Source organism: Streptomyces sp. PR69, from assembly GCF_026420845.1.
GTDB lineage: Bacteria > Actinomycetota > Actinomycetes > Streptomycetales > Streptomycetaceae > Streptomyces.
In genome coordinates, this window is record NZ_JAOWCB010000031.1 from 15,818 (window position 1) to 29,484 (window position 13,667).

The following is a 13,667-nucleotide window of genomic DNA, read 5'->3' on the forward strand; positions in this document are numbered from 1 at the left end:
GGCGGCTCCTCAGTCCGCGGGGTAGCTCTCCACCACCTTTCCGTCGGCGCCGGCCGCGAGGTAGCCGACCGCGCTGTACGCGTTGACGAGGTAGAAGCGCAGGGTGGGGCGGTCGGAGTTGAAGGTCCAGCGGTCGACCATCACATATCGCATCGTCGGGTTCTCCACATTGAGCTCCCGCTCGCCGCGTTCGATCAGCGCGGGGAGGCCGTCCCAGTCCATCGCGGCGGGGTCGAGGGGCTGCTCGTCCGGCTCGTCGGGGTCGATGGTGCCGCCGGGGCCGGTACGGCGGGCGGCGCCGCCGCGGTACTCGTATCGGTCGTAGGTCTTCGCCCCGGCCTTCGTGGGGATCGAGGCGACGGCGTAGCCCTCGTAGACGATCAGCTCGCGGAACTCGGCGACGCCGCTCGCCTCCCGGAACGCCTCGACGACCGTGCGGGCGTTCTCCGGCGTGAGCAGGCTGCCCTTCGGCCGGGGCGTGACGCCGTCCGCGTCCGGCTCCGGGGAGCCCTGGCCGGCCTTCGGGGAGCCCTGGCCGGCGGAGGCGGCCGCAGGGCTGGCCGGGCCGCCGCTCCGCTTGCCGTCGGGGGCCGGGGAGGCTGAGGGGCCTTGCGCCTGCGCCCTGTCGTGTGCGCCGTCGCCGGGCAGGACGGCGTAGACCAGTCCGGCCCCGCCGGCGGTGAGCGCCGCGGCCAGGGCGAGGGACAGTGCGAGGCCGCGGCGGCGCGGGGGCCCGGGCGCGGAAGGCGGGGGCGCGGGCGGGCCGAACACCGCCGCGGCGGGGGTGGTGGTGGTGCGGGGGGCGCCGGCGGCCGGTGTCCCGGGCGGGGGCGCGGGCGCGTTCCCGGCGGCGTACGGGTGGAGGGAGGCGGCGTCGTGCTGCTCTGCCGTGGCGGGCGGGGTGTCCCGCGCGGTGCGCAGGAGCTGTTCCAGCCGCGCCGCGTCGGGGCGTTCCGCGGGATCGCGGACCAGCAGCCGCGTCAGGACGGGCGTCAGTGCGCCGGACCTGGCGGGGGCGGGGATCGGGTCCTCCAGGACCGCCATCACGGTCGCCAGGCTGGTGGCCCGGCGCAGCGGGTGGCGCCCCTCGGCCGCCACGTACAGCAGCATGCCCAGCGACCACAGGTCGGAGGCGGGGTTGCCTTCTTCGCCGCGCACCCGCTCGGGCGCGATGTACTCCGGGGAGCCGATCAGGTCCCCGGTGGAGGTGAGACGGGAGGTCGACTCGCGCAGTACGGCGATGCCGAAGTCGGTGAGCACGGCGCTGCCGTCGGGCCGCAGCAGCACATTCGCGGGTTTGACGTCGCGGTGCTGGATGCCGGCGCGGTGGGCGGCGCGCAGGGCGGAGAGCACTTCGAGGCCGAGTCTGGTCACCTCGGGCACGGGCATGGGGCCTTGTGTGAGCCGGTCGTACACCGAGCGTCCCTCGACCAGCTCCATCACGATCCAGGGGTGCGTGCCGTCGGAGGGGTCGACGATGTGATGGATCGTCACCACGTGGGGATTCGACAGCCGCGCCAGCGCCTTGGCCTCGCGCACGGCGCGTTCCCGCGCCTGTGCGGCGAGGCCCGGCGTGGCCTCTTCGACGGCGGGGTCGGGTGGGCGGACCTCTTTGAGCGCCACTTCGCGGTCCAGGGCGATGTCACGGGCCCGCCATACGGTGCCCATGCCGCCGCTGCCCAGTCGGGAGATCAGTTCGAAACGCCCGTCGACCAGGGGTCTTCGGGACTCGCTCGTGCTCATGGCCGGTCATCGTATGGGGCGTCGCCGACATGCGGACCGGCGGGCCACTCCCGCCTGCCCCGCCGGTCCGCTGCCGTCCGCGCGGTGGGCGGGGGCGTCAGCCGATGGCCGTGGAGCTGAGGACGGGGTTCGGCGAGGGATAGCACGCCGTCGGCACGCTGACGGTGACGAAGACGACGGGCACGCGGGCGGTGAATGTGAGGCCGGGGTCGCCGTAGCCGGTGCCCGCGAGGCGGGTTTCGACGGTGTTGCCGGATGCGCCGGCCGTCAGGTCCAGCGTCAGCGTGGGGAGCGTGAAGGTGCGGCCGCCGCTGATCGGGCCGGGTACGGTCATCACGATCTCGTCGCCCTCGACGGTCACTTCCGGGGTCCCCGAGTCGATGCCGGACCCGCCGGAGAGATGTGTGCCGGTGAGAGTCGCGTGGGCGGGGACGGGAGCTTTGAGGGTGATGTCCTGGATCGATTTGACCGTGTAGCCGCTGACGGAGGTGGGCACGGTCATCGGATCGACGGCCAGCGCCACCGAGAAGGCGTCGCCGGACGGGACGGTGTCCGGCGCGGTGGCGTCGACTGAGGCGCCAAGGCTGAACGTCTGTGCCGAGCCGACCGGGGGCGTGGCCTGGCAGTCCAGGTTGAGGTCGGCGCCGGCGGCCGCTGCGGGCCCCAGGGCGAGGCCGAGCAGGGCCATGGCGCCGGCGGCCGCCATGGGCAGGCGTAAGAACAGGGACTTGGGGTTCATGCCGTCCTCCTCGACGTTCTGACACAGCATGAGATGTCGTGTACATGACAGCACTCAGGGCGTGTGATGTACAGGGGCATGACGTCACGGAGAGCGGAGCGCGGAGCGCAGCGACCCGGCGCGCGCGGTGAAACGGTTGACCGGGGCGGGGGCGCGGGCAGACAGTGAGGGTATGCCGGATCCGTCCGCAGGGGAGGCTTTGTGACCATCCGCATCGACCAGCCGCGGGAGTTGGACCTGGTCGGCAATCCAGTGCTGGCAGCAGGCATCGGCGTCGGCTTCGAGGCCACGCTGAACTACCGGATCGGCGAAGGCCATGACGAGGTCACCGGACATTTCATGGTCGGCGGCGGGACCGGAGAGCACGGGCAGTTCCAGTTCCAGGCGGACGTCGGCGGCGCGTCGTTCCGGCTGGACCGGCTGCTGGTGCAGGTCTTCGAGATCAGCGCGGAGGACGGCAGCGAGATCAACACGGTGACCGTCCCGGTTCTCTACGGCCCGCGCATCGTGCCCGGCTACATCGGATACCGCGAGCACACGGTGGCGCGGGGAGAGACGCTGTCGGCGATCTCCGCGATGCACTATGGCGATCCGACGCTCTACCAGCGGATCGTCCGGGCGAACCCGTCGCAGATCAGCGATCCGGATCTGATCTTCCCCGGGCAGGTGCTGCGCGTGCCGATCGGCGTCTGACCCGGGAGCCGCGGGCCGGCGGCCGGACCTGAAGCCGGCCCGCGGGGTCCGCGGCGAAGGGGGCCGCACGCAGGCGCATTTGCGGCCGGGCGGAGTCCGCCCGGCCGCAATGCGGATGAGATCCGCTCCGCGGGCCTTTAAGGTCTGACAGCCATGAAGGAAGAGTTCGGACGCCTGCTCAACGTGGTCGATGTGGAGGCCACCTGCTGGGAAGGACAGCCGCCGCCGGGACAGATGAGCGAGATCATCGAGATCGGGCTCTGCGTCGTCGACACGGTCGCCCGTGAGCGCGTGGCGCGGCAGCGGATGCTGGTGCGCCCGGCCAGGTCCCGGATCAGCGGGTTCTGCACGGAACTGACCGGACTCACCCAGTCCGAGGTGGATGCCGGCGTCACCTTCGCCGAGGCCTGCGCCCTCCTCGCACGGGACCAGCGGGCCGGGTCCCGCGCGTGGGCGAGTTGGGGCGACTACGACCGCAAGCAGTTCGCCCTCCAGTGCGAACGCGGGAACACGCGCTATCCGTTCTCACGACGGCACATCAACGCCAAGGCCGAGTTCACGCGTTCGCACGGGCTCACAAAGCGGCCGGGCATGGCCCGCGCGCTGCACGTGGCGGGCCTGCCCCTGGCCGGCCGCCATCACAGCGGTGTGGACGACGCCTGGAACATCGGAGCGCTCGTGCTGGACGTGATGCGGCGGGGCGACTGGCCGGCGACGTGATGACGGCCGGCGCGCTCGGCGGCGCTTCCTCAGCGGAGTCGCGCTGGCGCTGATCCAGGCGTCCGGCGTCCGGCCGCTGCGTGGCGGGACGGCGCCCGGCCGCGGCAGGCACAGGCAGCGCGAGGCGTTGCCGGACGGTGTGTCCGAGGCGGCGGAACGGGCCCGACTGGCTACGATCGGTGATCGTAAGGTTGCGGGGCGGTGCGCAGGGAACGCGCAGCGGATCCCCGGACCGTCACGCCGGATGCCGTTGCGTGGACGACGACTGGGAGCCCCGTCATGCCGCAGAACACCACTTCACGCCTGTCGGCGAACCGTTCGAGCCTGCGGCACAAGATGCGGTACCTGCTGAGGCATCCCGGAGGGCTGCTGCCGTATCTGAGGCGGGCCGGCCGCGACGGTCTGCTGCGTGTCCGGCACCGTGGAAACCATGTGGGCTACTACCGGGCCGTGATGGCCTCGGACACGGCGAGGAGCCCCGAGGCCGCGGTCGGCGGCTCGCCGTCGCAGGAGCGCTGGCTGGCGATCGGCCGGATGCAGTTCGACTATCTCGTCGGGCACGGGCTCACGCCGCAGGACCGGATGCTGGAGATCGGCTGCGGCAATCTAAGGGCCGGGTGGCGCTTCATCGATCATCTGGAACCCGGGCACTACTACGGGATCGACATCTCGCCCGACATCCTCATCGAGGCGAAGAAGACCCTGGTCCGCTATGGCCTGCAGGACAAGATGCCGTATCTGACGGCGGTGCAGGACCTGACGTTCGACTTCCTGCCGGACGCGTGGTTCACGGTGGTGCACGCGCACAGTGTGTTCTCGCACTCGCCCCTGGAGGTCATCGACGAGTGCCTGGCGCACGTCGGGCGCGTACTGGCCCCCGGAGGGAAGTTCGACTTCACCTTCGACCGCACGGAGGCGGCCGAACACCAGGTGCTGCGTGAGGACTTCTACTACCGCACGGAGACGCTGATCCGGCTGGCGGAGCGGCATGGGCTCACTGCCTGCTTCCAGGACGACTGGGAGCGGCTGCCGCACCGGCAGTCGAAGATCCGGGTCACCCACCGGCAGCTCCGGGGAGCCGAGGCGGGCCGCTGAGCCATGCCGCGGCCCTGCGCTCGGCGCAGCCGCCGTGACTTACGCGACGGTTCCGCGTGCGGAGCCGAAGTCGACGGCGCGGTCGACCTCCTCCATGGTCTGCTCGGCCGTCCGGCGCACCTGCGCGGGGATGTCGCCGAGTTCCCGGATGAGGCTCGAATAGATCGGGGCGTCGGAGGCATCCGCTGTTCTGTCCGCGGAAGGCTGGTTCACGAGTGGGTCCTTTCCCCATGTGGTGTGCAAACGGGGGCCGAGTGTACGGGGCGGCTAAGAGATCGTCTGTGCCGGGCGTCTCATGTGGCGCATCGTGATAGGGACTGCGCGCGCCGGGCGAACGCCGTACAGTGCGCGGCGGCACGACTCGTTTGCGCGACGCCTCTGCGCGACGCCTCCGTCCGGGGCGTACGCCGGAGCAGCTCTCGCCCGACCGGGGTTTCGCCGCGGCGGGGGCGGGTACCCGGCGCGCTGCCGGGCGTACGCGAGCCGCTTTCGCCGCGGCGGCGGGCGGCGGCCGGTGCGAGGTGCGCCGCTTTGGCAGCGGCGGCGGTGCGGCGACGGAGGTCGGGCATGAACTGCTACGAGTGCCGGCGGGTGTCCGGGACCACGAATCCCGCCGAGGCGGTCTGCTCCCAGTGCGGGGCGGGGCTGTGCTCCCTCCATGTCCGCATCGAGACGCGCGAGGTGCATCAGCCGCACGGACTGGGCAAAAGCAGCGCGGACCTGCCGGGGCGGCGGATCGTGTGCCCCGTCTGCGAGCGCGCCGAGCGCAGCGAGTAGCCGCGGACGGAGGCGGTCACGGGGCGAGTGCCGTCGCCGCGGCGTGTGCGAGGTGTTCCAGGAGCGCCGTGGTCGCGGGCGGGTCGGGCGCGTCGCCGTGGAGGGCCGCGCTGACCGACCGTACGCAGCCGGGCAGGCGGACCGTCCGCACCGACGGGTTGCGCTGGGCGGCCAGCGCCAGGGCCGGCAGGGTGGTGACGCCCAGTCCGGCGGCGACGAGTGCCTGTACGGCGACGTAGTCGTCGGTGGTGAAGGCGATGTCGGGGGTGAATCCGGCGGCGGCGCAGGAGCGCACGAGCTGGCGGCGGCAGCGTTCACAGCCGGTGATCCAGCGGCGGCCCGCGTGGTCGGCGAGGGTGTCGCCGGGCAGGCCTGCGGGGGTGACAAGGCAGATCGGCTCGGTGAGCAGAGGGGTGTGGCGCAGCGCGTCGTCGGGGAATGCGGCGTCCGGGTAGCTGAAGAGCAGGGCGACGTCGACCTCGCCCGCGCGCAGCAGCCGTACGGCGTCGGGCGGTTCGGCCTCGGTGAAGCGCAGCTCGACGCCGGGGTGTGCGGCGGTGAAGGCGGCGGCGGCCGCGGGGACGAAGGTGCCGAGCGCCGAGGGGAAGGCGGCCAGGCGTACGCGGCCGGCGCGCAGCCCGGTGTGTGCGGCGAGTTCGGCCTCTGCAGCGTCGAGGCGGCCGAGGATCTCCTCCGCACGCTCGGCGAGCAGCCGTCCCGCGTCGGTCAGCCGGATGCCGCGGCCCACGCGCTGGACGAGGCGGCTGCCGGTCTCGGACTCCAGCCGCGCCAGATGGTGGCTGACCGCCGGCTGGGAGTAGTTCAGCGCCCGTGCCGCCGCCGTGACCGATCCGTGCCGGGCGACCGCGGCGAACACACGGAGCCGGTTGGTGTCGAGCATGGTCTGAATCTATCAATCTGATTGATGAGTATGCGCGAGAAATGGCATTGGACCTATGAGAGGGGCGGCCGTGACGATGGCGGCATGGAATGTGAACCTGCCTACGCCGATGTGCTGGCCGCCCGGGAGCTGCTGGCCGGCCTGCTGCCCGTGACGCCGATGTGGTCCTATCCCGCGCTGGACGAGGTGACGGGAGCGACGGTCTTTGTGAAGCACGAGAACGTCCAGCCGGTCGGGGCGTTCAAGGTGCGCGGCGGGCTGACGCTGCTCGCCGGGATGAGCCCCGCGGAGCGGGCCCGCGGACTGGTCACCTACTCCACGGGCAACCATGCGCAGTCGCTGGCGTACGCCTGTGCCGCGTTCGACGCCCCCTGCACGGTGGTGATGCCCGCCTCTGCCAGCGCGGAGAAGGTGCGTGCGGTGCGGGCGCTGGGGGCGTCCGCGGTGCTGCACGGCGCGGACATGGCAGCGGCGCAGGAACGGGCCGAGGAGCTCGCGGCCGGCGGCCGCGGCCACCTGGTCAGCCCCGGGGACACGCCTGCTCTGCTGGCCGGGGTCGGCACGGCCTATGTGGAGATCTTCGAGGCCCGGCACGGGCTCGACGCGGTCGTGGTGCCGGTCGGCAGCGGCACCGGGGCCGCCGCGGCTGGCATCGTGGCCGCGGAGCTGGCGCCCGGCTGCCGGGTGATCGCCGTCCAGTCGGCCGCCGCGCCCGCGGCGCACGATTCATGGCGCGCCGGGCGTTGTGTGGAGCGGCCGGACAAGACCGCGGTGGAGGGGCTGGCCACCGGGCGCGGGTTCGTTCTGCCGCAGCGGCTGCTGCGCGCGCGTCTCGCCGAGTTCCGGCTGGTGTCCGATGAGCAGATCGTCGCGGCGCAGCGGCTGCTGGCCAGTCATGCGCACACACTGGCTGAAGGGGCGGGGGCGGCCGCGCTGGCGGCCGTGCTGGCCGACCCGGAGGGCTTCGCGGGACAGCGGGTGGCGGTGGTGTGCACGGGCGGCAATGCCTCGGCCGCGGAGATCGCGGCGCTGGGCGGCGGGGCCTGGCCGGTGCGCTGACTCAGCGCATCGGCCTGGGGAGTGTCGTCAAAGTAGCGTCGTCCGCCCGGAGGGCGGGCCGGACGACCGACAACGCCGCGAGGGTGCGCGCCAGGCGTCGCCCGGCAGACGGGACTTTGACGACACGGCCTAGGCTGCGTCAGGGGATGTGACCCGATGGGGAAGGGACGGGCGCGGTGCGCGACTGGAGGCGGGACTTGGGGCTGGAGCCGCACCCCGAGGGCGGCTACTACCGGCGCATCTACGCCAGTTCCCGGACGGTCGCCCTGCCGGGCGGGGAGCGGCCGCTCGCCACGTCCATCCACTATCTGCTCACGCGGGAGCAGCCGTGTGGCAGGCTGCACCGCAACCGCAGCGACATCCTCCACTTCCTCATCGACGGCGGGCCTGCCGAGTATCTGACGCTGACCGGCGAGGGCTCCGTGGAGCGGGTCGTCCTCGACCGCGGCGGGTGTACGTTCCTGCTCGTCCCCGGCGGGGTGTGGAAGGGGTCCCGCCTGGTCGACGGAGCGTCTTATGCGCTGGTGGCGGAGGTGGTCACACCCGGATTCGACTACGCCGACCATGAGTTCGCCGCATGGGAGGACGTACGGCATCTGACGCATCTGCATAAGCTGCTGCGGCCGTTTCTGCCGTGATCCGCCGCAGCCGGCCGCCGGTGTTCAGCCGTTGGTGTTCGGCCCCCGGTGTTGAGCTGCCGGTGTTCAGCCGTCGGTGCTCAGCCGTCGGTGTTCAGCCGTCGGCGCCGCGGCCGTGCGGGCAGTGGCGGGAGCGGGGGCGGCTCAGCAGGCGGTCGACCTGGGGGCCGATCTCGTCGGCCGTGTGCAGCGGAGCGGGGAACGGGACGCGCACATCGCGATGGCCCGCGGCGTCCTCGCAGCGCAGGGTGAAGCCATAGCGGTCGAGGGCGTACGGCCGTACCCGCAGGGCGTTCTGCGGCGCCGGGGGGTCGGCCAGACGGCCGAGGTGTTCGATCACGTCCGGGTGGCCGGCGTCCAGATGCGTCAGCAGACCCGCCTCCTCCCGGGCCAGCGGATCGGGTTCGGCCAGCGCGAGGTCGCGCAGGCCCACCCGCTCGACCGCCCCGTCGCACTCCACCGCGGCCTGCCCGGCGTCGAACCGGAGCACCAGCGCCCCGGGGGTGGGCTGGGTGACGGACGTCGTCAGCGCTCCGGACAGGGAGACCCGGGCCCTGAGACGGTCCCGCACCGCGACCGGGGCGATGTCGGTGAACTGCAGCAGCGCGGGCAGGGCGCCCTGCGGGGAGCAGACGGCCTCGGCGGCCAGCGGGCTCTCGCCCGGGACATGGAGGCTCAACCGCCCCCGCTGGTCGACGGTGTGCACGGCGATCAGGTCATAGCAGGCGGCTTGTGTCGTCAGACTCAGCGACGCGGCACTGGTCATGATCGAGCGGATGCGCTCCGCGCGGGTCGGTCGGGCCGTCCTGGTTGTGGCACCAGCCATCAGCACTCCTTAGGTAAGGCTTACCTAAGATAGCAGCCTGACGGCCGGGCGGTCAGGAGGCCTGCGGGTGGCCGAACAGCAGGTCGTAGCCCGGCGGGAGCTGGATGAGGACACGGCTCAGCAGATCGTCCCCGGCCGTGTCCGCCACCACGCTCAGCACGGCGCTGACATCCCAGGTCGCCGTCTGCTGGCTGGCTCCCTCGATCCAGGCGGCGGTGGCTCTGATGAACCGCTCGGCGGACAGCGGCTCATGTGCCTGGAGAGGGTTGAGCAGCACGATCGCGAGGGTCTCCGGGAGACGGTCCGCCAGTTCGTTGCGCACCTCCCCCACCAGGTGTGCGCCCAACAGCCCGAGCACCACACGGGCCGCGCGCTCGGCCTCGTCCCGCGAGGGGTATTCGCCGCGTTCCTGGACGGCCTCCAGAAACGCATCCCAGTGCATCCGCATGCGTCGCTCCCTGGACGGTCTCCGGCGGACCGGTCCTCCCCACACCGAGGATATCGCCAGGGCCTGCCGACGGCTGGTCAGCGGGGCGAAAGCGCCCGCGGGCGGGGCAGCAGCTCGGCGGTGACCAAGGCGGTCACCGCGGCGAGGAGCACCACCGGAATCATCTCCGCGCTGCCCAGCAGCAGGACGACGAGGACGCTGCAGCTGACCGGCAGCCGCAGGACGGCCGTCGCCGCGGCGGCCATCCCCGCGGCCATGCCGGGGACGACGCCAAGACCGGGCAGCGGTGCGAGCAGCACTCCGGCCGCGGCCCCCAGGAACAGCGCGGGGAACACCGGGCCGCCGCGCAGGCTGCCCAGACTGAGCGCGTAGGCGGCGGTCTTGAACAGGAGTACGGCGACCAGCGCGCCCACGCCCCAGGCATGGGGATCGGCGGCCAGCTCGGCCATCGTGGCCTGGCCGGAGGAGGCGACGTCAACGGGTGTGCGATCGGTGATCAGGGTGTAGAGGGCCGCGCAGCCCCCGGCCGCCAGCGCGCAGCCGGCGGATCGTGCAATCGGCCGTGCGGCGACGAACGCCGCCACCGGCCGGGCGACGGCGAACATCCCGCGGACCGCGGCGCCGACGGCCATGGCGAGCAGGACCGACCACAGCACGTCCCCGGCGTCGATGCGGGGCGCCGCGGAGGAGAGGTTCAGCGACAGGCTGCCCGTCTCCAGCCCGGTCCACCGGCCGAAGCCGGTGAACACGAGATAGCCGAGGCCGCTGGCGAGCAGCGCGGGCAGCATCACGGCGATCAGCTGCGGTCCCGCCACCCCCGCCACCTCGATCAGCAGCACGGCGCCGATCAGCGGGTTGCCGAAGATGGCGGAGATCGCGGCGGCGGAGCCGGCCGCTCCCAGCAGCGCCGTGCTGCGCGGCGTCGCCGGGGCTCTCGTCAGATCCCTGACGAGGACGGCCAGTCCGCCGCCCAGTGCGATCAGCGGGGCTTCCGGCCCCAGGACGGCCCCGAACGGCAGGCTTGCGGTCGCGGCGAGCAGCACGCCCGGCAGCGCGCCGGACGACGCGCCTCCCACCTTCAGCCCCTCCGCGGGGATATGACCGCCGCCGCCGGGCAGCCGGGCCGCGATCAGGCCGACGGCCGCTCCGGCGAACGCCAGCAGCGGCAGCGGCCACCACCACGGCGGGGAGGCATGGCCGAACGCCTGCGGCAGATCGTGCCACAGCGCGTGCTCCAGCTCGTGCAGGCCGGCGAGGAACCAGAAGGCGAGCAGGGAGATCGGCGCGCCGATCAGGGCGCACAGGGCCAGGGCCTTGAGGTATCCCGGGCTGCGCAGCATGGCGTCCAGCCGGGCCGCGTCCTGTGCCGAGTCCGTCGGGTCTGTCGGGTCCGTCGGGTCCGTCAATGGATCGTCCTTCCCGTGGCCCGTCGCGGCGGACCCCGGTCCCGGCGGCGGTCAGCCCGTCCAGCTCCAGTCCAGGACCTCGGGCAGGTCCTGGCCGTGTTCGCGGATCCAGGCGTGGTGCCGGGTGCGGGCGTCCTCCATGTGCTGTCGTACGGCGGCGGCGCGCACCGCGAGGCCCGGCACACGGTCGATGACGTCCATGACGAGCCGGAAGCGGTCGAGGTCGTTGCCGACGACCATGTCGAAGGGGGTCGTCGTGGTGCCGATCTCCTTGTATCCCCGGACATGCAGCTGGGGGTGCCCGACACGCCGGTAGGCCAGACGGTGAATGAGCCACGGATAGCCGTGGTAGGCGAAGATGACCGGCTTGTCGCGGGTGAACAGGGCGTCGTACTCGGCGTCGGTCATGCCGTGGGGGTGTTCCTCGCGGGGCAGCAGCCGGGCCAGGTCGACGACGTTGACGACGCGCACGGCGAGGTCCGGCAGATGGCGGCGCAGCAGCAGGGCGCAGGCCAGGACCTCCTGGGTGGGGACGTCCCCGGCGCAGGCCAGCACCACGTCGGGGTCGCGGTGGCCGTCCTCGGAGCCCGCCCACTGCCAGACGCCGACGCCGCGTGCGCAATGGGCGCGGGCCTGTTCGGGCGTCAGCCAGTCGAAGCAGGGCTGTTTTCCGGCGACGACGACATTGACGCGGTCGCGGCTGCGCAGCACATGGTCGGCGACGCACAGCAGGGTGTTGGCGTCGGGCGGGAGGTAGACGCGCACGACTTCCGGGGCCTTGTTGAGGACGTGGTCGATGAAACCGGGGTCCTGGTGGGAGAAGCCGTTGTGGTCCTGCCGCCACACATGCGAGGTCAGCAGATAGTTGAGGGAGGCGATCGGGCGTCGCCAGGGCAGCCGCCGGGTGACGCGCAGCCATTTGATGTGCTGGTTGACCATGGAGTCGACGATGTGGGCGAAGGCCTCGTAGCAGGAGAACAGGCCGTGGCGGCCAGTGAGGAGGTAGCCCTCCAGCCAGCCCTGGCAGGTGTGTTCGGAGAGGATCTCCATCACCCGCCCGTGCCGGTCGAGGTGTTCGTCGACCGGGCGGACGTCTGCCTGCCAGGCCTTGCCCGTCGCCCCGTAGACGGCCTGGAGCCGGTTGGAGGCGGTCTCGTCGGGGCCGACGAGACGGAAGTCGCGGCGGTCGGCGGTCGCCTTCATCAGCTCTTCGAGATAGGTCCCGAGGACGGCGGTCGGCTCATGAAGGACGGTGCCGGGTTTGTCGACCGGCACCGTGTGCCGTTCCAGCGGCGGCAGCGGCAGCTCGCGCAGCAGCAGGCCCCCGTTGGCGTACGGGGTGGCGCCCAGCCGCCGGTCGCCGTCGGGGACGCAGGCCAGCACGCGGGGGCGGGGGCGGCCGTCGGCGTCGAACAGCTCCGCGGGACGGTAGGAGCGCAGCCAGTCCTCCAGCTGCCGCAGATGGTCCGGATTCTCCCGGACCCCGGCCAGGGGCACCTGGTGGGAGCGCCAGGTGCCTTCGACGGGCTGCCCGTCGACGCCTGCGGGGCCGGTCCAGCCCTTGGGGGTGCGCAGCACGACGACCGGCCAGCGGGGGCGTTCGACGCCGCCTTCGGCGCGGGCCGTGCGCTGGATTCGCTCGATGAGCTCCAGCGCGCGGTCGAGGGCCGCGGCCAGGGCCCGGTGCACGGCGGGCGGCTCGTCGCCGCTGACGTGAATCGGGAGGTGTCCGCAGCCGCGCAGCAGCTCGTCCAGCTCGGGTTCGGGCAGCCGGGCGAGCACGGCGGGATTGGCGATCTTGTACCCGTTGAGGTGGAGGATCGGCAGCACCGCTCCGTCGTGCACCGGGTCGAGGAACTTGTCGGAGTGCCAGGAGGCGGCCAGCGGGCCGGTCTCGGCCTCTCCGTCGCCGATCACACAGGCGACCAGGAGGTGGGGGTTGTCCAGTGCGGCGCCGTAGGCGTGGGAGAGGGCATAGCCCAGTTCACCGCCTTCGTGGATGGAGCCGGGGGTCTCTGGGGCGACATGGCTGGGCACGCCGCCCGGGAAGGAGAACTGCCGGAACAGCCGCGCCATGCCGGCGGCGTCGCGGGTGACGTCGGGGTACGTCCGGGTGTACGAGCCGTCCAGCCAGCTGCCTGCGAGGACGGCGGGGCCGCCGTGGCCGGGCCCCCACACGCACAGCACGTCCCGGCGGTCTGTGCGGATCACCCGGTTGAGGTGGGTGTAGATCAGGTTGAGTCCGGGCGAGGTGCCCCAGTGGCCAAGCAGCCGGGGCTTGATGTGCTCGGGCCGCAGGGGCTGGTCGAGCAGCGGATTGTCCATCAGATAGATCTGGCCGGCGGCGAGATAGTTGGCCGCCCGCCAGTGGGCGTCGAGGGCGGCGAGCTCGTCGCCGGACAGCGCACCGGCCGGGGGCCGGGCGTCGGACGCGGCCGGGGCGGCGGCTGAGGGTGGAGCGGCGGTGTGGCGCATGCATGCCTCCGAGGGGGTGGGCTGACCGGTGCGGAGCACGTGCCGTCAGCCTTCCTCCGCGGGCGCTCGCGCCGACAGGGCCGTATGGGTCGGCCTGGTGTCCACACGGCCCGCAGTGGCGTGGTGTGGTGCACTGGAGTCAGACAG

The 13,667-nt window shown here is 72.7% G+C and carries 14 protein-coding genes; 6 read left to right on the forward strand and 8 right to left on the reverse strand.

Translation table 11 applies throughout. The features are described from left to right. Positions 1–9 precede the first annotated feature (9 nt). Together OF819_RS23580 and OF819_RS23585 are read right to left on the reverse strand one after the other, a co-directional pair. Positions 10–1,743 carry a serine/threonine-protein kinase gene (locus OF819_RS23580; protein ID WP_267245624.1) on the reverse strand — a complete coding sequence of 578 codons (1,734 nt, stop codon included), beginning with the start codon at positions 1,741–1,743 and terminating at the stop codon, positions 10–12. A 97-nt stretch (positions 1,744–1,840) separates the two neighbouring features. Continuing rightward, positions 1,841–2,482 carry a cyclase gene (locus tag OF819_RS23585; protein WP_267245625.1) on the reverse strand — a complete coding sequence of 214 codons (642 nt, stop codon included), beginning with the start codon at positions 2,480–2,482 and terminating at the stop codon, positions 1,841–1,843. Between the two features lie 201 nt (positions 2,483–2,683). Between OF819_RS23585 and OF819_RS23590 the strand changes: the two genes are divergently transcribed. From OF819_RS23590 to OF819_RS23600, 3 genes are all read left to right on the forward strand, one after another. Further along, positions 2,684–3,175 carry a Gmad2 immunoglobulin-like domain-containing protein gene (locus tag OF819_RS23590; RefSeq protein ID WP_267245626.1) on the forward strand — a complete coding sequence of 164 codons (492 nt, stop codon included), beginning with the start codon at positions 2,684–2,686 and terminating at the stop codon, positions 3,173–3,175. Positions 3,176–3,328: 153 nt separating this feature from the next. Beyond that, positions 3,329–3,895: a 3'-5' exonuclease gene (locus tag OF819_RS23595; RefSeq protein WP_267245627.1), complete on the forward strand. Its 567-nt coding sequence runs from the start codon at positions 3,329–3,331 to the stop codon at positions 3,893–3,895. A gap of 279 nt (positions 3,896–4,174) precedes the next feature. Then, positions 4,175–4,990, forward strand: coding sequence for a class I SAM-dependent methyltransferase (locus OF819_RS23600; protein ID WP_267245628.1), 816 nt, complete (start codon positions 4,175–4,177; stop codon positions 4,988–4,990). A gap of 39 nt (positions 4,991–5,029) precedes the next feature. On the opposite strand, the gene OF819_RS23605 is transcribed toward OF819_RS23600, so the two are convergent. Further along, complete coding sequence (locus OF819_RS23605; RefSeq protein ID WP_267245629.1) at positions 5,030–5,203, reverse strand: hypothetical protein; 174 nt, start codon at positions 5,201–5,203, stop codon at positions 5,030–5,032. Positions 5,204–5,557: 354 nt separating this feature from the next. Between OF819_RS23605 and OF819_RS23610 the strand changes: the two genes are divergently transcribed. Continuing rightward, the gene (locus tag OF819_RS23610) at positions 5,558–5,767 is read left to right on the forward strand and encodes a DUF2180 family protein (RefSeq protein WP_267245630.1); all 210 of its coding nucleotides are present in this window, start codon (positions 5,558–5,560) and stop codon (positions 5,765–5,767) included. Positions 5,768–5,783: 16 nt separating this feature from the next. Here the strand turns inward: OF819_RS23610 and OF819_RS23615 are convergent, their stop codons facing one another. Beyond that, positions 5,784–6,668, reverse strand: a complete 885-nt coding sequence (locus tag OF819_RS23615; protein WP_267245631.1) for a LysR family transcriptional regulator — start codon at positions 6,666–6,668, stop codon at positions 5,784–5,786. Positions 6,669–6,752: 84 nt separating this feature from the next. On the opposite strand from OF819_RS23615, the gene OF819_RS23620 reads away from it, so the two are divergent. Together OF819_RS23620 and OF819_RS23625 are read left to right on the forward strand one after the other, a co-directional pair. Next, positions 6,753–7,727, forward strand: a complete 975-nt coding sequence (locus OF819_RS23620) for a threonine ammonia-lyase (protein WP_267245632.1) — start codon at positions 6,753–6,755, stop codon at positions 7,725–7,727. A gap of 176 nt (positions 7,728–7,903) precedes the next feature. Then, positions 7,904–8,365 (forward strand): cupin domain-containing protein, encoded by a 462-nt coding sequence (locus OF819_RS23625; RefSeq protein WP_267245633.1) that lies wholly within the window; start codon positions 7,904–7,906, stop codon positions 8,363–8,365. Between the two features lie 94 nt (positions 8,366–8,459). Here OF819_RS23625 and OF819_RS23630 read toward each other — a convergent pair whose 3' ends face one another. The 4 genes from OF819_RS23630 to OF819_RS23645 form a co-directional block, all read right to left on the reverse strand. Beyond that, positions 8,460–9,191, reverse strand: coding sequence for a DUF2470 domain-containing protein (locus tag OF819_RS23630; protein WP_267245634.1), 732 nt, complete (start codon positions 9,189–9,191; stop codon positions 8,460–8,462). A 52-nt stretch (positions 9,192–9,243) separates the two neighbouring features. Then, a complete protein-coding gene (locus OF819_RS23635; protein ID WP_267245635.1) occupies positions 9,244–9,639 on the reverse strand; it encodes a DUF2267 domain-containing protein in 396 nt (131 codons plus the stop codon). A gap of 77 nt (positions 9,640–9,716) precedes the next feature. Further along, entirely contained in the window at positions 9,717–11,045 is a 1,329-nt protein-coding gene (locus OF819_RS23640) for a chloride channel protein (protein WP_416370610.1), read from the reverse strand. 51 nt (positions 11,046–11,096) lie between these two features. Continuing rightward, entirely contained in the window at positions 11,097–13,520 is a 2,424-nt protein-coding gene (locus OF819_RS23645; RefSeq protein ID WP_267245636.1) for a phosphoketolase, read from the reverse strand. Positions 13,521–13,667: the final 147 nt, after the last annotated feature.

What these genes read in the sequence shown, in the direction of transcription:
- OF819_RS23580 (WP_267245624.1), bottom strand. Translation starts at nt 1,743, where the DNA reads ATGAGCACGAGCGAGTCCCGAAGACCCCTGGTCGACGGGCGTTTCGAA.
- OF819_RS23610 (WP_267245630.1), top strand. Translation starts at nt 5,558, where the DNA reads ATGAACTGCTACGAGTGCCGGCGGGTGTCCGGGACCACGAATCCCGCC.
- OF819_RS23645 (WP_267245636.1), bottom strand. Translation starts at nt 13,520, where the DNA reads ATGCGCCACACCGCCGCTCCACCCTCAGCCGCCGCCCCGGCCGCGTCC.
- OF819_RS23620 (WP_267245632.1), top strand. Translation starts at nt 6,753, where the DNA reads ATGGAATGTGAACCTGCCTACGCCGATGTGCTGGCCGCCCGGGAGCTG.
- OF819_RS23615 (WP_267245631.1), bottom strand. Translation starts at nt 6,668, where the DNA reads ATGCTCGACACCAACCGGCTCCGTGTGTTCGCCGCGGTCGCCCGGCAC.
- OF819_RS23595 (WP_267245627.1), top strand. Translation starts at nt 3,329, where the DNA reads ATGAAGGAAGAGTTCGGACGCCTGCTCAACGTGGTCGATGTGGAGGCC.
- OF819_RS23630 (WP_267245634.1), bottom strand. Translation starts at nt 9,191, where the DNA reads ATGGCTGGTGCCACAACCAGGACGGCCCGACCGACCCGCGCGGAGCGC.
- OF819_RS23585 (WP_267245625.1), bottom strand. Translation starts at nt 2,482, where the DNA reads ATGAACCCCAAGTCCCTGTTCTTACGCCTGCCCATGGCGGCCGCCGGC.
- OF819_RS23600 (WP_267245628.1), top strand. Translation starts at nt 4,175, where the DNA reads ATGCCGCAGAACACCACTTCACGCCTGTCGGCGAACCGTTCGAGCCTG.
- OF819_RS23635 (WP_267245635.1), bottom strand. Translation starts at nt 9,639, where the DNA reads ATGCGGATGCACTGGGATGCGTTTCTGGAGGCCGTCCAGGAACGCGGC.